Annotated in this window: 18 protein-coding genes; 5 read left to right on the plus strand and 13 right to left on the minus strand. The window is 61.5% G+C overall.

The window, feature by feature from the left end; genetic code table 11:
- On the plus strand, positions 1 to 1,078 hold a 1,078-nt coding region (locus ACYVHT_RS21675; protein ID WP_460557188.1), incomplete at its 5' end, for a hypothetical protein.
- A 78-nt stretch (positions 1,079 to 1,156) separates the two neighbouring features.
- Here the strand turns inward: ACYVHT_RS21675 and ACYVHT_RS21680 are convergent.
- From ACYVHT_RS21680 to ACYVHT_RS21695, 4 genes are all read right to left on the minus strand, one after another.
- Positions 1,157 to 2,479 (minus strand): leucine-rich repeat-containing protein kinase family protein, encoded by a 1,323-nt coding sequence (locus ACYVHT_RS21680; RefSeq protein WP_460557190.1) that lies wholly within the window; start codon positions 2,477 to 2,479, stop codon positions 1,157 to 1,159.
- 101 nt (positions 2,480 to 2,580) lie between these two features.
- Entirely contained in the window at positions 2,581 to 3,309 is a 729-nt protein-coding gene (locus tag ACYVHT_RS21685) for a hypothetical protein (protein ID WP_460557192.1), read from the minus strand.
- A gap of 699 nt (positions 3,310 to 4,008) precedes the next feature.
- Positions 4,009 to 4,569 carry a hypothetical protein gene (locus tag ACYVHT_RS21690; protein WP_460557194.1) on the minus strand — a complete coding sequence of 187 codons (561 nt, stop codon included), beginning with the start codon at positions 4,567 to 4,569 and terminating at the stop codon, positions 4,009 to 4,011.
- 22 nt (positions 4,570 to 4,591) lie between these two features.
- Entirely contained in the window at positions 4,592 to 8,095 is a 3,504-nt protein-coding gene (locus ACYVHT_RS21695) for a UvrD-helicase domain-containing protein (protein WP_460557196.1), read from the minus strand.
- A gap of 7 nt (positions 8,096 to 8,102) precedes the next feature.
- On the opposite strand from ACYVHT_RS21695, the gene ACYVHT_RS21700 reads away from it, so the two are divergent.
- Positions 8,103 to 8,411 (plus strand): hypothetical protein, encoded by a 309-nt coding sequence (locus tag ACYVHT_RS21700; protein ID WP_460557198.1) that lies wholly within the window; start codon positions 8,103 to 8,105, stop codon positions 8,409 to 8,411.
- A 7-nt stretch (positions 8,412 to 8,418) separates the two neighbouring features.
- On the opposite strand, the gene ACYVHT_RS21705 is transcribed toward ACYVHT_RS21700, so the two are convergent.
- Positions 8,419 to 8,829 carry an acyl-CoA thioesterase gene (locus tag ACYVHT_RS21705; protein ID WP_460557200.1) on the minus strand — a complete coding sequence of 137 codons (411 nt, stop codon included), beginning with the start codon at positions 8,827 to 8,829 and terminating at the stop codon, positions 8,419 to 8,421.
- A gap of 155 nt (positions 8,830 to 8,984) precedes the next feature.
- On the opposite strand from ACYVHT_RS21705, the gene ACYVHT_RS21710 reads away from it, so the two are divergent.
- Both ACYVHT_RS21710 and ACYVHT_RS21715 read left to right on the plus strand, forming a co-directional pair.
- Positions 8,985 to 9,179, plus strand: coding sequence for a cold-shock protein (locus ACYVHT_RS21710; RefSeq protein WP_068239330.1), 195 nt, complete (start codon positions 8,985 to 8,987; stop codon positions 9,177 to 9,179).
- A gap of 449 nt (positions 9,180 to 9,628) precedes the next feature.
- Complete coding sequence (locus tag ACYVHT_RS21715; protein WP_460557203.1) at positions 9,629 to 11,626, plus strand: DEAD/DEAH box helicase; 1,998 nt, start codon at positions 9,629 to 9,631, stop codon at positions 11,624 to 11,626.
- Between the two features lie 129 nt (positions 11,627 to 11,755).
- Here ACYVHT_RS21715 and ACYVHT_RS21720 read toward each other — a convergent pair whose 3' ends face one another.
- The 3 genes from ACYVHT_RS21720 to ACYVHT_RS21730 form a co-directional block, all read right to left on the minus strand.
- A complete protein-coding gene (locus ACYVHT_RS21720; protein WP_460557205.1) occupies positions 11,756 to 12,214 on the minus strand; it encodes a ferritin family protein in 459 nt (152 codons plus the stop codon).
- Between the two features lie 126 nt (positions 12,215 to 12,340).
- A complete protein-coding gene (locus ACYVHT_RS21725; protein ID WP_460557207.1) occupies positions 12,341 to 13,609 on the minus strand; it encodes a BaiN/RdsA family NAD(P)/FAD-dependent oxidoreductase in 1,269 nt (422 codons plus the stop codon).
- Positions 13,610 to 13,684: 75 nt separating this feature from the next.
- Positions 13,685 to 14,566 carry a Rossmann-fold NAD(P)-binding domain-containing protein gene (locus ACYVHT_RS21730; RefSeq protein ID WP_460557209.1) on the minus strand — a complete coding sequence of 294 codons (882 nt, stop codon included), beginning with the start codon at positions 14,564 to 14,566 and terminating at the stop codon, positions 13,685 to 13,687.
- A 185-nt stretch (positions 14,567 to 14,751) separates the two neighbouring features.
- Here ACYVHT_RS21730 and ACYVHT_RS21735 point away from each other — a divergent pair, with 185 nt between their 5' ends.
- Complete coding sequence (locus ACYVHT_RS21735) at positions 14,752 to 15,624, plus strand: SDR family oxidoreductase (protein ID WP_460557211.1); 873 nt, start codon at positions 14,752 to 14,754, stop codon at positions 15,622 to 15,624.
- Between the two features lie 67 nt (positions 15,625 to 15,691).
- Here ACYVHT_RS21735 and ACYVHT_RS21740 read toward each other — a convergent pair whose 3' ends face one another.
- The 5 genes from ACYVHT_RS21740 to ACYVHT_RS21760 all read right to left on the minus strand — a co-directional run bounded on the left by ACYVHT_RS21740 (position 15,692) and on the right by ACYVHT_RS21760 (position 19,723).
- Complete coding sequence (locus tag ACYVHT_RS21740; protein WP_460557213.1) at positions 15,692 to 16,564, minus strand: DUF1571 domain-containing protein; 873 nt, start codon at positions 16,562 to 16,564, stop codon at positions 15,692 to 15,694.
- Between the two features lie 36 nt (positions 16,565 to 16,600).
- Positions 16,601 to 16,888: a hypothetical protein gene (locus ACYVHT_RS21745; RefSeq protein WP_460557215.1), complete on the minus strand. Its 288-nt coding sequence runs from the start codon at positions 16,886 to 16,888 to the stop codon at positions 16,601 to 16,603.
- 191 nt (positions 16,889 to 17,079) lie between these two features.
- Positions 17,080 to 17,589, minus strand: a complete 510-nt coding sequence (locus tag ACYVHT_RS21750) for a YkvA family protein (protein ID WP_460557217.1) — start codon at positions 17,587 to 17,589, stop codon at positions 17,080 to 17,082.
- An 87-nt stretch (positions 17,590 to 17,676) separates the two neighbouring features.
- On the minus strand, positions 17,677 to 18,867 hold the full coding sequence (locus ACYVHT_RS21755) for a hypothetical protein (protein ID WP_460557219.1): 1,191 nt from the start codon (positions 18,865 to 18,867) through the stop codon (positions 17,677 to 17,679).
- Between the two features lie 31 nt (positions 18,868 to 18,898).
- Positions 18,899 to 19,723, minus strand: coding sequence for a type 1 glutamine amidotransferase (locus ACYVHT_RS21760; RefSeq protein ID WP_460557221.1), 825 nt, complete (start codon positions 19,721 to 19,723; stop codon positions 18,899 to 18,901).
- Positions 19,724 to 19,731 lie beyond the last annotated feature (8 nt).

Genomic DNA, 19,731 nt, shown 5'->3' on the forward strand with positions numbered 1-19,731 from the left:
CGTGCCCGCCGTGCCGCCGGCCGCGCCGGTGCCCGTGGCCCGGCCCAAGCCGCCGCCCGAGATTCCCGGCTGGGCCCCGCCCGTGGCCACCGACACGCTGGTGCTGCTCAACGGCCAGCCCCACCACCTGCTGCTGGAGGCCGAAACCGACTCGACCCACCGCCTCACGGCCACCTACGAGGAAACGCCCGGCCACCTGGAGAAGGTGCGCGGCTTCGAAGGCCATTATACCCTGACGCTGCGCGACCAGAGCGGCCAGCAGCTGTTCCGGCGGCAGCTGCGCAAGGCCGCTTTTTTTAAGAAGGCCGGGCCTGATATTGTGACGGAGAGCGAGGCCTACCAGCCCCAGTACCTGGGCTACAGCCGGGCGCTGGGCGCGCTGGTGTTTACCCTCGACTTTATGGTGCCCGACAGCGACGTGGGCGCCCAGGTGGTGCTGCTGCTCGACCTGGCCGGCAACGTGCTGCGCCTGAGCGAGGGCCGCGGCCCCGGCGGCGGCCCCGAGTGCGAGCCCGCGCTCTCGCCCGACGGCTCGGCCCTGCTCACGGCGTCGGAGCTGCTGCGGCCCGGCCGGCCGCCCATGCGCTTCGAGCGCCTCGATGCCGAGCTGGTGGGCGCTTCCTTCCTCACCGACAGCACCGTGCTGGTGGTGTATGCGCCCGGCAAAGCCCACCTCGTGCGCTTTGCCGATGGCATGGAGGGCTACGCCCGCACGCCCACCGCGCAGCAGCTGCAGGCCCCCAATGCCTTTGTGCGGCACATCCGGAACGGCAAAGTGCTGCGGCGCTTCCGCTACCACGGCTTTTATGAGGAGATGGGCTACACCATTCCGGGCTTTCAGCTGCGGGCCACGGCCACGCGCTACCTGCTCGATGAGAAGCGCGGCCTCTACCTGCTGCCGCTGGCCGGGGCGGGCGTGCCGGCCGAAATGCGCTTCGCGGCCATGCCGCGCTTCACGCCGCCCAAGCGGCTGGCCGAGGTGCGGGTAGAGGTGCACAGCGCCGAAACCAGCTTCGCCTTTTACGTGGACACCAGCAGCGTGCAGCCCCGCATCCGCTACCAGCGGCTGGTGGAGTAGGGGCGGGGCTTGTCCCCGCCCGTCGTTCGCGTCAGCGCAACGATTCCGTTCAACAACGGGCGGGGGCGGGCCCCGCCCCTACAGTCCGGCCAGCACCTCGCTCACTTCTGCAAACAGCGGCCGGGCCGATGCCTCTTCCTGCCCGCAACGCCGCTGCAGGTCCCAGAGCGCTGCCACCGCTTCCGGGGCTTTGTCGGCCTCGTCGCAGTGCGCTAATAATTCTTCGAGCAGGCAGCCGAAGGCGCGCACTTCCAGCCGCTGCAGGGCGGGGGCCCGCGCCGCATCATCGGCATCGAAGAAGCAGGCGGCCCCGAAATCGCCCAGCAGGGCGTTGCCTTCGCGGGTGTAGAGGATGTTGTGGGCGTATAAATCGCCGTGCATGATGCCCTGGGCGTGCAGGTGGCCGGCGGCGGCGGCAATGCCCTGGGCAATATTCAGGGCCGTTTCCAGGCTGAATGCGGTGCCGGGCTTGTACACGTCGCGGGTGCAGGTGGCGAGGCTGGGCGGGCCGGCCAGGTTGCCGAAGGCTTCGTCAATCAGCTCCAATACCAGGCCTTCGGCCCCGGTGGGGTGGCCGGCCACGCGGCCCAGCACGGCAATCAGGTTGGGGTGCGCGCCGGCCTTGATGGTGGCCAGCATCTCGCAGTGGGGCAGGCCGTCGCTGGTGACGGCGCCTTTGAAGAGCTTCACGGCCACGTCCTCATCGGCTACGTTGGGGTGCTGCCAGCGGGCGCGGGAAATGACGCCGGATGCGCCTTCGCCCAGCTGCTTTTCAATGCTGAGCCTGTCCCAGGCAACGTCGCCGATGGTGTGCAGCTGCTCCGCTGCGGCCTCGGCGGGGGCCGAGAAGGGGTTGCCCGCGTAGGCCAGCCACGCGAGGCGCGGCAGCGTCAGCAGCCACGCGGGTAACTCGGGGAGCTGGTTGGCGGCGATGCGCAGCAGCTCCAGTTTGGTGCAATTCGCCAGCGTTGCGGGCAATTCGCGGAGCCGGTTGCCGGCCAGCATCAGCTTTTGCAGCTCCCGGCACTGGCCGATTTCCGGCGGCAGGGCTTCGAGCTGGTTATCGGTGAGGATGAGCCAGCGCAGGGCGGGGGGGAGGGCCGCCGCCGGCAGCGTGCGTATCTGGTTGGCTTTGAAGCCCACCATGCTCAAACCAGGGCACTGGCCCAGCACGGCGGGCACTTCGGTGAACTGGTTGTCGGAGCAGAACAGGACGCGCAGCCGGTGCAGGCGGGGCAGGTCGTGGGGCAGGGCCGAGAGGGCGTTGCCGGAGAGGTTGAGGACTTCCAGCGAATCGGCGAGGGCGAAAATTTCGCGGGGAAACTCGGTGAGGCCGGCGCTCAGGTCGAGGCGCTTGAGGCCGTGGAGCTGGCCGGCGCGCAGTTGGGCAAGGGTGTGCATGGGCGCAAAGGTCGCAGTAGCGCGGACTTTGTAGTCCGCGTCCCCGAACGATAATCGTCGCCGCGGCGCGGGGACGCGGACTACAAAGTCCGCGCTACAGCCTAATAGCTCTCCTTCCGGAAGCCCCAGCTGCGCAGCTCGGCCTCGAACGTATCCGGGAAATTGGCCTTCAGCGCGTACACCACGGCTTGCAGCACCTTGCGCAGCTCCAGCTTCGCGGTGTCTTTCTGGCTCACCGACTTGCTCACCTGGCCGGCCAGGCCACTGGCCTGGCCCAGCAGGGTTTCGTATTCGGTGAAGCGCGACTGCCAGAACTTGGTGCCGTAGTCGCGCGCCGCAAAGGGCGCGGCGGCCACGCTGGGAATCAGCATCTCGCGCAGGGCCTTGAGGCGTGCGTCGCGGTCGGTGCTTAGGCCGAAGCCGCGTTTCTTTTGCGGCACCAGCCCGAAGCCGGGCAGGCGGGCATCGGTGCGGGCCTTGTCGTAGCCGCTGTCTTCGTTGATGTATTTCTTCAGAATGCGCAGGCCCTCGTCGAACTGGTCGTCGAGCTCCTGCAGGCGCTGGCTTTGCGGAGTGCGGGCCGCGGCGGCGCTGCGTTTGTCGGTGATGGCCGCGCCGAAGTCGGTGGCCAGCTGGGCAAAATCGGCCTGCGTTTTCCAGCGCAGCGCAAACCAGGTTTCCTTGCCCCAGGCCTCGGCCACGAGCCGGGCCACTTCGGCCAGCGGGCCGTCTTTTTTGGGGATGAGAAGCTTGGGGTTCACCGCCGCATCGGTGGTAGGGGTGGGGGTAGGAGCGCCGGCCGCGGCGGGCGTGGTAGACTGGTCTGCCATTGGGGTAAACAAATAAGCATGAGGAAATAAGAATGCCGCCGCACGACGGCCGGGCTAAGGTGCGCAGAAAATCTGAACCAGCAAAACGCCCCGCCATGGGTTGCGGCTGGCCGCCACTGCCGCCGCGCGGCGCGGCCGGCCTTGGCGCAAGGAGCCAGGGGCCGCCGCGCCGCGCGGGCGCCTTCGGCGGGTGCCGCCAGTACCCACCGCGCTGCGCGGGAGCCCTTGGTACCGCGCGTTGGCAGCTGTCGCGCTGCGCGGGAGCACCCGGCACGAGGCGACAAGGGCTCCCGCGCATTTTTTCGGGCCGGGTGTGTGCGCTGGCAAATGAGCCCCAGCGGGGCGACATGTCGGTAGCAAGCGCCCCCATCGAAAACCAAAGCCCCAGCGGGGCGACACTCGTGCAACAAGTGCCGCCCCGCTGGGGCTCTAACGCGATTACTCCGTTGTTTACTACCGATATGTCGCCCCGCTGGGGCTTATCTGCCAGTGGGCCGGGTGGCCCGTCCGCCTATCTTCGCCCCGCGCGGGGTAGTCCCCGGCCAGCGTTTGCCCCTAAAAAGGCGAACCCCCGGCTATTGGCGTAGCCGAGGGTTTAGGAAGCGGGGTTTTAGTGCGACCCTTAATTCATATCCAACAAACAGGAAACACGCGAAGAAGATGCTGCAAGTGCTGGGGAAGCTGAAGATGCTGGAATAGCTAATAAGCAGTTGTTTCAACCGGCTTATTCCTTTGGCCCAAGCTATAAACAATTCCCGCAACTAGCCCGATAATTCCACCAGCATAACTAAAATTATGCATTGAACCCACCGTTACAAAATTTTTGAAGTCAATTATATTATCAGGAATAAACCAATTGCTAAAGGATTCAATGGGGTTATTTGCCAAGAATAAGCGGCCATAAATAAGGCCGAAGATACCAATGACAAATGCTACGCCCATTGTAATCACAAAAGCCCGTAGTGTCACGCGGAACATTACTTTCCAATTGGAATGGGCTAACCCGACCAATCCCAGAACGAAGCCAATTAGTACGCCCATCCACCACGTTGCCAGAACTCCTACTACGGCTACCCAAAGCCGTGGATTTGAAAGATTCGCTTCCGGCCCTGCATCTGCTAATTCAAATTGAATAAATTTGAACTTGGTGTAGTATTCCGGCGAAATTGTATAGGTCAATTGGTCGTGAATTGCTCCGTAAATGCCGCCGGTTATTGCGGCGATAATTACGATTAATGCCAGCGTGAGAATTTTTTTCATGAGTGCATTAAATAAAATCCGCTCATACCTCCACCACGTCCCCCGTCCCGAAATAATAAATAACCCCGCGCACCTCCGCGTACCCCAACTGCTCGAATAGCGTGGCGTAATTCCGCAGCAGCTGCTTGTGTTTCTCCTGCGGCGGGGGCAGGCGGAAATCCAGCAGCGTAACGCGGCCGCCGAGGCGGTGGTGGGCTTCGAGGGAGGGTTCGAGCACCACGCGGTCGGGCTTGTAGTCGCGCAGCTTCACGCCGCCCACCAGGATTTCGCGCTCCGTTTCCACGCTCAGGTGCGGGGCGAAGTAGGGGGCCAGGCGCGGGTCGCGCACCAGTTGCTCCAGGCTCTCCACCAGCGCGGGCCGCTCTTTGGCGCTCAGGATGCCCTCGGCCACGAGCTGGCCGGCCACGCGGCCCACATCGGCGGCCGTGAGCAGGCGGCGCAGGGCAAAGTGCAGCTTGCGGTTCCACTCGTTCAGCGCCTTTTGCTCGTCAAAATCGAAGAGCGTGGTGGCGTGGCGGCGCAGCTTCAGCCGGTCTTCCCAGGGCGCGGCGGCCAAATTTGTCAGCTCATAATTCTGAGCGCCAAGCGCTACGTTCTGAGTTCTGGCCTTGGCGGCAGGAGTGCCTTTTGATACCACAAAAGACACCTGTTCTTCCTGCCACTCGCCCCGGCCCAACAGATAGCCGTGGAGCAAATCGGCCACGGTGCGGGCGGCGGCCGTGGGGGCAGAAATCCCTATTTCATCGGTTTTGGTGGTTTTCTTCTCCTCCGGCCGCTTGCTGATGACGTAGAGGCGGTGGCGTGGCCGGGTGAAGGCCACGTACAGCGTGTTCAGCCCTTCGAGGAAGGTTTTTTCGCGCTCCTCGTCGTATTGCGGGCCCAGCGCGGTCTGCTGCATGGTCTGGCTCAGGCGCACCACGGCCACGTCGGGCATCAGCTCGATGGGCTTCTGCTCGGCCGCCAGGTAGCCCCAGAGCAGGGTGCCCCGGTGCGGCTCCAGGCTCCAGTCGGCGAAGGGCACAATCACCACGCCGTAGGCCAGGCCCTTGGCCTTGTGCACCGTGGTGATGGTGATGGCCGCCCGCCCGCCCGGCGCGTTGATGCTGATGCTCCCCTTGCGCTCCTCCCAGTGCGTGAGGAAGTTGCCCAGGTTGTTGCCAAACTTCAGGCTGTACTCCAGCGTCAAATCCAGGAAGCGGAACAGGTACTCGCTCTCGCCGTTGCGCCCCAGCAGCCCGAACAGGCTCAGCAGCCGCTCGGCCAGCTCGTAGAGGCCCAGGTTGCCGGTTTCTTCCTCGTGCACGTCGTAGCCCAGGGCGCGCAGCTCATCGAAAAACGACGTGCCGCCCGCCGCATTCGCCACCGCCGCAATGTGCCGCGCCCGCGCCGGCGTGGGGGCCAGCCCGCGCACCACCTTGTCCACGAGCAGGAGCGCCTCGGCCCGCGCCAGCGTATCGGCCGGCTGGTGCAGCACCCGCAGGATGCTCACCAGCAGGTTCACCACCTCGGCAAACTCCAGGGCCAGCGAATCGGCCGAAATAATGGCGTAGCCCCGCTCTTTCAGGAACTTGGCAATGACCTTGCTGGCTTTGCGCGTGCGGCATAGCACCGAGATGTCGGCCAATTCGTAGCCGTCGCGCAGGGCCTGCTCCACCAGCTGCAGCACGAGGTAGCAGGTGCTCTCGTCGTAGCCCAGCAGCGCCTCGGGCGCGTGGCCGGGCAGGGGCTCGGCGGTGTAGGCCCCGGCGGCCGGGTCGTAGCGCAGGGCCGGGGCATCCTTCTGCGTAAAGAGCAGCTCGACGTGGCCTTGCGGCACCTCACCCCCCCGGCCCCCCTCTCCTGCGGAGAGGGGGGAGCCTGACGATTTCGTTGGGGAGTCGTCTGGCACCCCCTCTCCACCGGAGAGGGGGCCGGGGGGTGAGGCAACCCGTTCGGGCACCTGCTGCCCAAAGTGCGCGTCATAAATCCCCGTCACCAGCCCCAGCGCCTCGTGCCGCTTGCTCACCGCCTCAAAAAAGGTGTTGTTAAAGGCGATGATTTCCGCCGCCGAGCGGTAGTTGACCTGCAGGGCCTTGGGCTCCAGCTTCCCCCGAAACGCCTCGTAGCGGCCCCGCAGCAGCGCGCGCATCTCCGGCTCGCGGGCCCGCGCCGCCAGGGCCTCGGTGTTGCCTTGGTGCAGGCGCAGAATCTGCTCCATCTCGCCCCCGCGCCAGCGGTAGATGGCCTGCTTGGCATCGCCCACCGCCAGGCTGCTGTGCCCGTTGGCCAGCGTATTTTCCACCAGCGGCAGCAGGTTATTCCACTGCAACACGGACGTGTCCTGAAACTCGTCAATCAGAATATGCTCGTATTTCTCGCCCAGCCGCTCATACAGAAACGGCACCGGCTCGGTGAGCACAATGCTGGCAATGCGGCGGTTAAATTCCGAAATCAACACCACGTTGCGCTCGCGGCTGATTTGCTCCACTATTTTATTTAATTCACTCAATAGCGAGGCGTGAAATAAATACGGCTGCATGGCCGCCAGCAACACGTAATTGCCCAGGTGTGCCAGGCGCAGCTGGGCCAGCGCCAGAAACGAGTCTTCCAGCACCGGACGTACCGCCTCCACATCGTCCAGGCGCTTCTCCTTCTGCGCCGCGCCGCTGCTCCACTTGCCCGATTCGAATACCTTGCGCGCCGTGGCCGTTGGCGTATCACCGGCCTCCAGCCAGCGCATGGCGTTGGTGAAATGCGTGATAACGCCCTTCTCACCGCCGCTGATGTGCGCCGCCGTCAGCCCGGCGGCTTCAATAGCCGCGGTAGCCTGCCGGCCCAGCGCCAGCGCCTCGCCCTCAATCTCGGCCCGCCGCGCCCGGATTTCCTGGTCGAGCCGCCGGAAATCGGCCAGGCTCAGCCGGTCCAGCTGCGCCACCGCCTCCTGCACCGTCTCATTAAACAGCACCCGCCCGAAGCCCGCCAACTCCTCCGGCAGCCGGCTCCAGCTTTTGCCCTCGTCGGCCTGCCCCAGCGCATATTCCGCCAGCGTCTGCGACAGCAGCACGCTGTTCGGGTCGCGGTTCACCTTATCGAGCAGCGCCGCCACCGCGCTTTGCAGCACCGCATCGGTATCCAATTCCACCTCAAACGTAGCTGGCAAGCCCAATTCCCGGGTAAACGCTGTCACAATCCGCTGCACAAACGAGTCAATCGTGCTCACCCCAAAATCGGCGTAGTGGTACAGCACCAGCCGAAACGTCTCTGCCGCCCGCCGCTTTACTTCCGATTCCGGCAGTTTCAGCTCGGCCGCAATGTCGGCCAGCAGTGCGTCCGGCTTGCCCGCCGCCGGGTAGGCAAAATTCCGCAGCGCATCCACAATGCGGTGCTTCATTTCCCCCGCCGCGTCGTTGGTAAACGTAATGGCCAGCACCCGCTTAAAATACGCCGGGTCATCGGCCCCCAGCGCCAGCAGCAGGTATTCTTTCGTTAATTGGTACGTCTTCCCCGAGCCGGCCGAAGAGGAGTAGATGCGGAAGGAGGGAGGCATAAACGAAATGGAGAAAACTAAAATGCTGATTCCAGAAATTAAATTGATTCCTTCACCAACAACTGAAGAAGCGAAAGCTGCTGTCGGATATAAATGGAACGATGTCGCCGGAACAAGACACAAATTAGGTGGAGAACCAACAGGCGAAAATGTAGAAATTCCGTCCTGCGCAATGTGCAAACAACCTATGACTTGTTACGCAACTATCGATTCAATTGGGGATGATTATGATTTAGCAGACTGCTGCGTAATCAATGTTTTCGTGTGCTTAAATTGTGGTACGACAAGCAGCCAAATTGACCAAGCATATGCGTAAGGATAATTCACTTTGGCAATAGCCAACCCACCATTTCCGCCGTCACGCGCAGCGGCCGGCCGCTTTTGGGGTCGAGCAGCACCCAGGTCGTTTCCGCCTCGCACAGCAGCACGCCATCGGTGGCGCGGGTGAGGCGGGTGTAGCGCAGCGAGGTGGCCCCGCTGGTTTCGCCTACCCAGGTGCTGGCCTGCAGCGTCTCACCCGCGAAGGCCGATTGCAGGTAGCGAATCCGGTGCTCGCGCACCACCCAGATTATCTGGTCGCGCAGCTCGGCCGGGCAGATGCTCAGCCAATGCGCGCCGGCCACGTCCTGCACCCAGCGCACGTATTCCACGTTGTTGGCGTGGCCCAGCGCATCAATGGCGCTGGCCGGCACCTCAAATTCGTAAGAGAAAGTGTGAGCGGGCGCGTCGGGCATACCGTATAGAGAGGAGGAGAGCGGGCAAAGGTCGGCACTCATCGAAAAAATACCTATTGACTTGGTCATTTGGAATTTCTGCCTATCTTTGACGCAACCTAAGACATCAAGCCACGGTGGCCCAAACGCTTAGGGAAACTCCACAACCAACCACCATGCCCACCGGAACGGTAAAATTCTTTAATGACACCAAAGGTTTTGGTTTCATCAAAAACGACGAAACTGGCGAAGATATCTTCGTTCACATCAGCGACCTCCAGGTTAGCTCGATTCGCGAAAACGACAAAGTTCAATACGAAGTAGCTCAAGGCAAAAAAGGCCCGAACGCTGTGAAAGTGTCGCTGGTTTAATTCAGCCTAAGCTTTGCAATAAGAAAGCCCGCCTCTGGCGGGCTTTTTTTTGTGCCGTTTGGTTCGGATTCGCCTGTCATCCTGAGCGCAGCGAAGGACCTTCTCACGAAAAAACGGTTTGCAGTAACCACATGGCGCAAGCGTGAGAAGGTCCTTCGCTGCGCTCTGGATGACAGGCGGTGCACTTGAGGTGCTGCTTCCTTGCACATCACCTCCGGTGCGCATCTTTAGGAAAGCATTAGCTTTTCCAAAATAAAAATCCTACCTTTGCACCCGCATTTGAGGACGGCCTAAGTCCGCGCAAGCCCGAGAGTGGCGCTAACGCATTGGTCGCGTAGTTTTTTGGTTGTTTTTTCCCGCCTGATTGTGAAAGGTAGAAGGAGGGGAAACGTCGCTGAGTACGGCTGTTTTCAGAGCTAAGTCTCTTTTCCCCCTTATCAACTCCAATCATGGAAGCTGAAAAAATTGTGGTTCGCTTTGACGAACTGAACCTCTCCGAGGAAGTACAACGCGCCATCACCGAGATGGGCTACGAGGAAGCTTCGGCCATTCAGGCCGCTGCTATTCCCGTGCTGCTCGCCGGCAAAGACGTAATCGGCCAGGCCCAGACGGGTACCGGCAAAACGGCGGCCTTCTCCATTCCCGCCATCGACAACATCGATACCGACAGCAAAGACGTGCAGGTATTGGTGCTTTGCCCCACCCGCGAGCTCGCGGTGCAGGTATCGGGCGAAATTCAGAAGCTGGGCAAGTACAAGCGCGGCCTGATGGTGGTGCCCATCTACGGCGGCAGCCCCTACGACCGTCAGCTCCGCGCCCTGGAGCGTGGCGTTCAGATTGTTATCGGCACACCCGGCCGGGTGATGGACCACATCGAGCGCGGCACCCTGCGCCTCGACAAAACCACGAAAATCATTCTGGATGAAGCCGACGAAATGCTCGACATGGGCTTCCGCGACGACATCGAGTTCATCCTGACCAAGATGCCCGAGCAGCGCCAGACGGTGTTCTTCTCGGCCACGATGAGCAAGCCCATCATGGAGCTCACCAAGAAATATCAGCGCGAACCGCAGATTGTGAAGGTGAACCACCAGACCATGACGGTGACCAACATCGAGCAGAGCTACTACGAGGTGCGCGGCCCCCAGAAAAAGGACGTGCTGACCCGTTTGCTCGACATGTACAACCTGAAGTCGACCATCGTTTTCGCCAACACCAAGCGCATGGTGGACGAAATTGTGGCCGACCTGCAAGCCAAGGGCTATTTCGCCGAGGGCCTGCACGGCGACATGGGCCAGCAGCAGCGCCAGAACACGCTGGATAAATTCCGCAAATCGACGCTGGAAGTGCTGGTGGCCACCGACGTAGCCGCCCGCGGCATCGACGTGGACAATGTGGAGGCCGTGGTGAACTACGACCTGCCCGCCGACGAAGAATACTACGTGCACCGCATCGGCCGCACTGGCCGCGCCGGCAAGAGCGGCAAAGCCTTCACGTTTGTGAGCGGCCGCGACATTTATAAGCTGCGCGACATCATGCGCTTCACCAAGGCCCAGATTAAGCTGGAGCAGGTGCCGTCGTTTGCCGATGTGTCGGAGGTGAAAACCACGCTGTTCCTGAACCAGATTAAGGAAATCATCGAGAAGGGCAACCTGGAGAAATACGTGGGCCGCGTGCAGCGCCTTCTCGACCAAGGCAACGAAATTACCTCGCTCGACATCGCCGCCGCCCTGCTGAAGATGACGATGAAAGAGGACAAGAGCGCGCAGCAGAGCCTCGACGCCAGCAAGGCAGCCGGCACGGCTCGCCCCGGCTACACGCGTCTTTTCGTTACCATGGGCAAGAAAGACCGGATTCACCCCCGCGACATCGTGGACCTGATTTCGGAATCGACCAACCTGACCGGTGCCAAAGTGGGCGACATCGCCCTCTACGACAAGTTCAGCTTCGTGGAAGTGCCGTCGGAATTTGCCGATGAGATTGTGAGCAAGCTGGGTCGCACCAGCATTCAGGGTTCGCCGGTGAGCTTCAGCATTGCCACTCCGGTGCAGGAGGGTGAGGCCAAGCAGGAGGGCTTCAGCCGCAGCGGCGGTGGCCCGGGCGGCTTCGGCGGCGACCGGGGCGAGCGTCGCTCGTTCGGCGGTGACCGTCGCGAAGGCGGCTACGGTGGCGGCTACAAAGGCAACCGGGGCGGTTTTGGTGGCGGCGAGCGCCGCGAGGGCGGCTACGGCGGAGGCTACAAAGGCAACCGCGACGGGGGCAGCAGCTACGGCAACCGCCCCAGCTACGGCAACCGCGAAGGCGGCACCGGCAAGTCGGGCTACGGCAACCGCCCCAGCTACGGCGACAAGCCCAGCTATGGCAACAAGCCGGGCTACGGCACGCCCCGCGAGTACGACACGACCCGCGCGCCCCGTGCTCCCCGCAACGAGAGCTTCGACGAATAGTGAATGCGATATGCGCGTCAGGCCGGATTAACCGGCCGGCGCGACTATTCAAGTGAGGTTATGAATAAGGTGAATAAACAAAAAAGCCGCTCATTGAGCGGCTTTTTTGTTGTGTAGCGACGAGGGCAATTACTTGGACGAATCGCGCAGGGCCTTGATTTTGTCGTGGCCTTCAACTACGCCCTGGTACTGCTTTTCGATAACCGATTTCAGCGCAGCGGGGAGGCCTTCGGCTTTCAGCGCAGTCTGGTAGGCTTTTTTGGCGTAGTCTTCGCCGCGCTCGCACTCGGCGAGGATGCTGTGGCGGTCTTTGCCGGTTACGGCCGATTTCAGGTCAATCCAGGCGCGGTGCACGGCACCGGTGATGGAGCCCTGGGCGCCTTCGTTGGTGTCGGGCTTGAGGTCCAGCTTGAACATCTGGTCTTCAATCTCGGTGAGGTAGCTCGAGCGCTGAGCGGCGAAATGCTTGAACGTGTCCTTCAGGTCGGCGTCTTGCACGTCAACCATGGCTTCGGCGTAGCCTTTCTGGCCGTCTTTAAGGGTTTCAACCAGTTCGTTGAGCAGGGCTTGGGTGGCTTTGGCTTCCATGAGGAAAGAGAAATTTAAGGTGAAAGTTTATGTCTCTCTTTACTCCCAGTCGGTTTGGAAGGTTACAGACGCTTCGGTTAATGAGGACCGAAGAAGTTCTGCCCCATTGGCTTTGCTTCCAACCGCTCAGTCCTCGTTCCTCGTTGCCATCGCGCGGCCGGCCAGAAAGCCGGTGGTCCAGGCCGCCTGGAAATTGAAGCCGCCCGTGATGCCGTCAATATCCAGCACTTCGCCGGCGAAATACAGCCCGGGCACCCGGCGGCTTTGCATGGTTTTGAGGTCGACTTCGGCCAGCGAAACCCCGCCACAGGTCACAAACTCTTCCTTGTAAGTGGTTTTGCCGCGCACGGCCAGGGGCATTCGCAGCAGCAATTCCAGCAGGCGGTTCTGGGCTTTGGCCGGCAAGTCGCTCCACCGGGTTTCGACGGTGATGCCGGCCTGCTCGGTGAGGTTGCGCCAGAGGCGTTGGGGCAGGCCAAACTGCGGGTTGCTGGCCACTGTTTTCTTGCCATTTTCCTGCCGGAACTGTTGCAGCCAGGGGCGCAGGGTTTCCTCCGTATGGCCTGGTATCCAGCTGATAAGCGCGGTGCCAACGTAGCCCAGCTCGCTGAGCCGACGGGCTCCCCAGGCCGAGAGCTTGAGCACGGCCGGGCCGCTCACCCCCCAATGCGTAATCAACAGCGGCCCTTCGTATTGCAGCTTTTCGCCGGCCAGCACCACGCGGGCCTGGGGCACGCTCACGCCCATCAGCTCATTGAGCGGCGAGTTGGGTACGTTGAAGGTGAAGAGCGACGGCACCGGCTCGGCAATGCTGTGGCCGAGGGCGCGCAGCCAGTCGTAGTTGGCGCTTTTGGGGTTGCCGCCGGTGGCAATGAGCAGGCGCGCCACGCGGAGCGTGGTGCCGGGCTGGGCGGTTCCGCTGCCACTCAATTTCAACTGAAACCCACCCGCTGGCAGCGGGTGAATTTCATCGGCGCTGGCGTTGGTAATGATGCGTACGCCGGCCTGCCGGGCGGCCTCCTCCAAGGCACGGGCAATGGTTTCGCTCGAATCGGTGGTGGGAAACATGCGGCCGTCGGCCTCCGTCTTCAGCTGCACGCCGCGCCTGGCAAACCAGGCAATGGTATCGGGCACGCCAAATTGCTGAAACGCTGCTTTCAGCTGCTTGCTGCCGCGCGGGTAGTGCGCCACGAGCTGGGCCGGCGTGTCGCAGGCGTGGGTCACGTTGCAGCGGCCACCGCCTGATACACGAACTTTGGCCAGCAGCTTGCTCGTTTTTTCCAGCAGGACTACCTGAATAGCGGGGTTGGCTTCGGCGCAGGCAATGGCCCCGAAAAAGCCGGCCGCCCCGCCGCCGAGCACGGCCACGAGGGGTTGGGCAGCAGTTGTCTTCACAGGGCAAAGGTACTGCCGGGCTGCAGCACAGGCTTGTGCTGCAGCCCGGCCACGAGCCAGAGCCCATGCTACCGCCTAGCAGTAGGCCAGGGCCTCCAGCACATCATCGTGCTTAAACTGATAGGGCAGGACGCTGCGCACCAGGCTGCTGTCGATGGTTTTGCCGCTCACTTCCTGCTGCTCGTCCCTGAAGGTTGGGGGAGTGAGGTTAAGCTGCTGTGCGGCAGCAGGATAAAAATCGCGCCGCCGGGGATGCCGGGCGGCGCACACGTTGAAGGTGTGGCCCCAGGCCCCGCGCTCGATGATGCAGCCCAGCACGCCCACCACATCGGTGAGGTGCACGAGGTTGACGGGAGCATTGCCCTGGTCGAGGTCGCGCCGGCCGGCCAGGAAGCGGCCGGGGGCGCGGTCGGGGCCGATGAGGCCACCCAGGCGCACCACGGTGCTTTTCCATTGGCCGTAGCGCGGCACGAAGTGGCCTTCGGCCCGGAGCACGTCGGAGGCCGCATCGCGGGTGCTGATGGCATCGGACTCGCGCATCAGGCGGGGCTCGTTGGGGTACACGCTGGTCGAGCTCACGAACAAAACGTGTTTGGTGCCCGCTGCCGCCACGGCCCGGTGCACGGGGCGCAGCAGCGTGGGGTAGGCCCCGGCGGCGGCGGCGCGGGGCGGCACGTTCAGCACCAGCACATCGGCCGCCTTGAGCAGGCGCAGCAGCAAGGCTTCGCCGGGAGCGCCAAAATCGGAGCCCAGGCGGAGCAGATGCGGCTCAATGCCGGCCGCTTCCATGGCCGCAATGTTCTCGGGCGAAGTGGTGGTGCCCAGCACGCGGTGGCTGCCCGCTGCCAATGAGCGGGCCAGGGCCATGCCCAGCCAGCCGCAGCCAAGCACTAAAACGGTGGGGGATTCCGCTCCTGAAGCTGCGCCTTTGGAGCCCCCGGAAGTGGAACTGGTCATGCTAAAATCAATGCTAAATGCTGCTTAATAGCACGAAGGTGCAAATAAATAGCGAAACACTATATTTAATAAGGAAAATAAATAATCCGGCTTCCGCACCCCGGTGAGCTAACATCCGAGCCAGCAGCCTAGTACCTTCGGGCGGCGGACTGACCCGCTTATCCCACCCTCATCATTTCGTTCGAATGAATGCTCCCTACACCCAGCCCATGCTACGCGACAACGCCCTGGCTGGCAAAACCATTATTGTAACCGGCGGCGGCACCGGCCTGGGCCGGGCCATGACCACCTATTTCCTTCAGCTCGGGGCCAATGTCACCATCAGCAGCCGCAAGCTCGATGTGCTGGAAAAAACGGCCGAGGAATTGCGCCAGCAAACCGGCGGCAAAGTCCTGGCCATTGCCTGCGACGTGCGCAAATACGACGAAGTAGAGGCCATGCTGGAGCGTACCATTCAGGAGTTTGGCGGCGTGGACGTGTTGCTGAACAACGCGGCCGGCAATTTTATCAGCCCGACCGAGCGCCTGAGCCACAAGGCGTTTGATGTGATTGTGGACATCGTGCTGCGCGGCTCCTACAACTGCACGCTGGCCGTGGGCAAGCGCTGGATTGCCGACAAAAAGCCCGGCACCATCCTCAACATCGTCACCACGTACGCCTCCGTGGGCTCGGCCTTTGTGGTGCCTTCGGCCACGGCCAAAGCCGGCGTGCTGGCCATGACCCGCTCATTAGCAGTGGAATGGGCCAAGTACGGCATCCGCTCCAACGCCATTGCGCCCGGCCCGTTCCCGACGGAAGGCGCCTGGAGCCGCCTCTTTCCCGAGCCGCTGGCCAGCAAGCTCGACCCGGCCGCCAGTGTGCCGCTCAAGCGCGTGGGCCAGTACCAGGAGCTGGCCAACCTGGCCGCTTATCTGGTGTCGGATTTCTCGGCGTATGTAAACGGTGAAGTTGTAACCATCGACGGCGGCGAATGGCTGAACGGCGCCGGCGAATTCAACAAGCTCGAAATGCTGACCCCCGAAATGTGGGACACCATCGAGAAAACGATGCGCCGCTAAGCCGCCGACAGCGCCATAAAAAAAGCCGCTCAATCTGAGCGGCTTTTTTTATGGCGCTGTCGGCGTTTTACAGCTTGTAGCCTTTGTAATCCTTGGTAAATTCCTCCAGCGGAATGGATTGGTTGGGCACGACATCGGTGAACTCAAACTTCTCGAACATGCCCTTGTCGTCATTCACCTGCACCAGAGTGGGCAGATAGGTTTTGGGGTCGACGCAGAGGATGGTTTTGCGGCCGTAGGCATTGGGCACCTGCAGCACTTTTCCCTCCGGAATCTTCTCGCCGATGGCCAGGTCGTTGCGTTCGATGATGCGGAATTCGCCGCAGCCAAACCGTTCGGCCACGGTGCCGATGGTTTCGTTTTTGCCGGCCTTGTAGCTCACATAGTGAAATTGGGGGAAGTCGGAGCGCAGCACGTAATTGGTGCGGCCTTGCACGGTGGTGTCGCCCACGTAGCGGAACGAGCGGCTGTAGGCGTTGTCCTGCCGCAGGCCGGTGGTGCGCAGCAGGTCCGAAATAGTGCCGAAGCCGGCCTGCAAGGCCGTGTGGTGCTGGTTGGCGCGCATCAGCTTGCCGTTGGGGTCGAGGCTGAGGGTAACGTAGGGAAAAGCAGCCGGATATACCCAGGCATCGCCGCTGTTCTGGCCCGCCAGCCAGAGCACTTCCACGCCTTTCTGATTTTTTATGTAGATGCGCAAAGGCTTATACGTCAGCTTCATGATGCTGCGTGCCTGATGGATGGTGCCCTCGATGCGCTCCTGCGCTTTCACGGTGCAGCGCAGAAATTTCAGCCCTTCAATGGCCGCACTCATGCGGCTGGTGAGCTGCTCGGTAGTGAGGGCCGGGGGCGGGGCGGGAGCGGCGGCAACCAGGAGCGCGCCGGCCGCCAGCGGGGTAATGAGTCGGAAAGCTGTAGAGCGAAAAGCGGTTGGCACGCGCATAAAATAGCAGTAGGAGAGGGGTTTTAGCCGTAAAACCTAATTCAGGCTGATGTGAGGGAAGCGGGAAGCCGTGCTGTCGAAAATAAACAGCTCGTCGATTTCCACGCTGTGTAGAAAGCGGTACAGCGGGAATTGTTCGACCACGGCCTGCACGGCCGCCACGTCGTCGCCGTTGATGGTGACCCAGCCCCGGCTGCGGTCACTGCTGATGGCGTACACCTCCACAATCTTCTCGTTGAGCAAGCGGTTGATAAAGTCACGATGGCGCGGAATGAGGGCAATAAATTCCTCATCATAGGCATCGGGCAGGCGGAGGGAAACCACAAAAGTTGGCATATTGGCAAAACGGCACGGCAAGCGAAGAAAGTGCCCCGCCAAATGTAAACGTAGCAGAAGAAATATAGCCTTATCCGTGCCAACTTTGAGTGGCGTCCGGGTGAAGTGCTGGCCAATGCAAAAGCCCCGGCGGAGGCCAGGGCTTTTGCCGAATGCGGAAGGTACTGGCTGGTTGGCTGTTAAGAATGGCCCAACTCGGCGGCGGCGGGCTGGTTTTTATCGCCGTAGGCTGGCTCGGCAGCGGCGTCGATTCCGGTCTGCACCGCGCCCCGGCTGCGCTGCTCCCATTCCCGAAACCGGCTGATTTCGCCCTGGAACTTGCCCACAAACCAACCAATCAGGCTCAGGTCGTCCAGGAAGCCGATAACCGGAATAAAATCAGGCACCAAATCGATGGGCGACAGTACGTAGAGCAACACCGCCAGACCCGAAATAACGGTGCCGGTTTCGATGCTGCGGTATTCGCCGCTGACGTAGGCGCGGATGAGGCGTACCAGCGTCAGGGCCACGTCGAAAAGCTGCTTGAACTTATTATCCTTGCTTTCCTTGCTGGCCAGCTTATCCGCCGTCTCGTTGAGGATGGCAACAACTTTGAACGGCTTGCCCAGCAGCTTGGTAGCGCGGCCAATGAAGACATTGAACAGCGCGTTTTTGGATATCTTGAGGCCTTTTTCGGCGAGAGATGACATAAGGAAAAGTGGTTGATGACGCAGAATTTCGCAGGCTTACGCGCAATGCACCTGCCTAGTTCCGGGCCCAAGCCGCCCGCGCCGCCCTCAGCGCGCAAACAGAGGTGTGGTGCCGCCCACCCAATCCTTGTTTTTATTGAAGTCAACGCCAATCATCTCGCCCCGGCTGAGCCGGCTCAGGCCGCAGAGCAGCGTGGGCCGGGCCTCGCCGGGGTGCCACACGTAGAGCAGGCGGATTTCGCATTTCACCAGCCCGTCGGGCGACTGCACCACCGGCTCGTACTGCACCTTGCGCTGCAGTAAATAGTGCTGCTTGTCATCGATGGCATCAAGGTCGGCCGCCGTGACGTGCAGGCGAACACCCGCCCCGGCAAAGGAAAACAGCGGCTTGAGCACGTAGTTTTCCAGGTCGGCGGGGTAGGAGGTGAGTTCGTGCAGGAAATGGCTGGGCGGCACAAACGGCCCGCTCAGCAACGGCAGCGTGTATTTGCTGACGCGGAAAAACCAGTTCGGGTGGCCTACCCAGGTTACGTCCACGTCATCGGTCAGCTTGAACTCGCCCGGCAGGTCCGAATAGCGTTCCAGCTCATCGAAAATAACGCGGTTATAAATTCGTTTAATTGGAATTTGCCGCCCGTCTTTTTCGTAAAATAACTGCCGTCCGTTTTTCCGCACTTTCGTGAGGCAAACCGCTTCAATTCCCCAGAATTCTTTGGTCAAAACAAAGTCAATTCGCGTCTTCTGCTTCTCTGGGAAAATTTCCAGCAGAATAACATTTTCGGGCGCTTCATCGGCCAATAGAAACCGGCGCATTTCTTCGCGGTAGCCGGCCGCATCCGGCGAGTGCAGGAAGGCGGAAACTGAATCGGAAATAGGAAAATGCCGCTCGAAAACCCCTGGCAGCCAGGCCTGAAACGCGTAAAGCGAGGGAAACCCCTGCATCTCAATAAGCTGCGGCTCCAGGTTGCCATCCGGATTTCGGCACACCGCATAATCGAAAGTCAGGAAATCCGGCCGGCCTTCATTGCCGGGCACGCGCTGGTGCGCGGGAATGGCCGCTTCGGTTAATTCCTTAAAATTATCCTGCTGAATTACGTCGATAATATTTTCGCCCGCCGCAATTAATTTGTCGCGCAAATCGGCCGGGATAAATACCGGCGTTTCGGCAACGCGAAAGTCTAATTGCCCGGGAAATTGCCGGTCGATATCGGCCAGCATTTCCTGATATTTCTCCGGGGTGAAGGCGGCATTGTAGCGGGTGCGGTGCGCAGGAATCATGGGGCGGAAAACGGGGCGGAAATGGCAAAAACTAAGCAGCCGTGAGCTGCCCTATCCGGGCCACAGCGCGGCGCAGGAAAGTCGGTACAATGATGGACTCAGTGTACTCAATGGTGTCGGGATTGGCAAGCAGGCTTACCATCTCGTGGTATTTGGCCTCGCCGTAAGCAGTGATTACCTGCTGCTTACGCTCATCGGTGAGCATGTAGCGCAGCATGCCCTCGCCATCGGCTTCGGGGTGGAACTGGGTGCCGAATACTTCCGGCGTGAAGCGAATGGCCATGACGGCGCGGGCCAGCGGTACGTGAGGACGCTCTTTTTCCAGGCACAGAATCTCGGCGCCCAGCGCCTCGATGCGCTCCAAGTTCAACTCAGCCAATTGGTAGTCACGCGAGTCGACCACATAGAACGGCTCGGGCAGGCCTTGCAGAACGGGCTCAGTCAGTCCGGCGGGGGTGAGGTGTACGGGCAGCACGCCAAACGACGTAGACTTGCGCCGGCTAATGGTGCCAACGCCCAGGTGCCGGCTCACGAGCTGAAACGAGTGACAGATGAGGAGCAAATACTTTTTCTGCTCATTGGTTTGGTTATGAGCGAGTAGCGCATCGATAAACTGGAAGTAGCGGGCTTCCCAAAGCTCATCGGATGCCAGCGGGCTGCCCGGGCCGCCCGTCGATACATAGATGTCGTAATCCAGCCCCGGCAGGGCATCTTCGGCCCGCACGTTGAAGGTATCAACGTGAAAGCGAACGCCGTTTTCTTCGGCTCCGCGGGCCAGCAGCTGCCGAATGCAGCGCATGCCTTCGTTCGGCGCATTGTTGTACATATCCAGAATGGCAATTCGAATAATTTCCATAAATTCTC

Source organism: Hymenobacter daeguensis, assembly GCF_054780555.1.

What these genes read in the sequence shown, in the direction of transcription:
- ACYVHT_RS21730 (WP_460557209.1), bottom strand. Translation starts at nt 14,566, where the DNA reads ATGACCAGTTCCACTTCCGGGGGCTCCAAAGGCGCAGCTTCAGGAGCG.
- ACYVHT_RS21695 (WP_460557196.1), bottom strand. Translation starts at nt 8,095, where the DNA reads ATGCCTCCCTCCTTCCGCATCTACTCCTCTTCGGCCGGCTCGGGGAAG.
- ACYVHT_RS21690 (WP_460557194.1), bottom strand. Translation starts at nt 4,569, where the DNA reads ATGAAAAAAATTCTCACGCTGGCATTAATCGTAATTATCGCCGCAATA.
- ACYVHT_RS21755 (WP_460557219.1), bottom strand. Translation starts at nt 18,867, where the DNA reads ATGATTCCTGCGCACCGCACCCGCTACAATGCCGCCTTCACCCCGGAG.
- ACYVHT_RS21685 (WP_460557192.1), bottom strand. Translation starts at nt 3,309, where the DNA reads ATGGCAGACCAGTCTACCACGCCCGCCGCGGCCGGCGCTCCTACCCCC.
- ACYVHT_RS21735 (WP_460557211.1), top strand. Translation starts at nt 14,752, where the DNA reads ATGAATGCTCCCTACACCCAGCCCATGCTACGCGACAACGCCCTGGCT.
- ACYVHT_RS21740 (WP_460557213.1), bottom strand. Translation starts at nt 16,564, where the DNA reads ATGCGCGTGCCAACCGCTTTTCGCTCTACAGCTTTCCGACTCATTACC.
- ACYVHT_RS21700 (WP_460557198.1), top strand. Translation starts at nt 8,103, where the DNA reads ATGGAGAAAACTAAAATGCTGATTCCAGAAATTAAATTGATTCCTTCA.
- ACYVHT_RS21680 (WP_460557190.1), bottom strand. Translation starts at nt 2,479, where the DNA reads ATGCACACCCTTGCCCAACTGCGCGCCGGCCAGCTCCACGGCCTCAAG.
- ACYVHT_RS21720 (WP_460557205.1), bottom strand. Translation starts at nt 12,214, where the DNA reads ATGGAAGCCAAAGCCACCCAAGCCCTGCTCAACGAACTGGTTGAAACC.
- ACYVHT_RS21715 (WP_460557203.1), top strand. Translation starts at nt 9,629, where the DNA reads ATGGAAGCTGAAAAAATTGTGGTTCGCTTTGACGAACTGAACCTCTCC.
- ACYVHT_RS21750 (WP_460557217.1), bottom strand. Translation starts at nt 17,589, where the DNA reads ATGTCATCTCTCGCCGAAAAAGGCCTCAAGATATCCAAAAACGCGCTG.
- ACYVHT_RS21710 (WP_068239330.1), top strand. Translation starts at nt 8,985, where the DNA reads ATGCCCACCGGAACGGTAAAATTCTTTAATGACACCAAAGGTTTTGGT.
- ACYVHT_RS21760 (WP_460557221.1), bottom strand. Translation starts at nt 19,723, where the DNA reads ATGGAAATTATTCGAATTGCCATTCTGGATATGTACAACAATGCGCCG.
- ACYVHT_RS21705 (WP_460557200.1), bottom strand. Translation starts at nt 8,829, where the DNA reads ATGCCCGACGCGCCCGCTCACACTTTCTCTTACGAATTTGAGGTGCCG.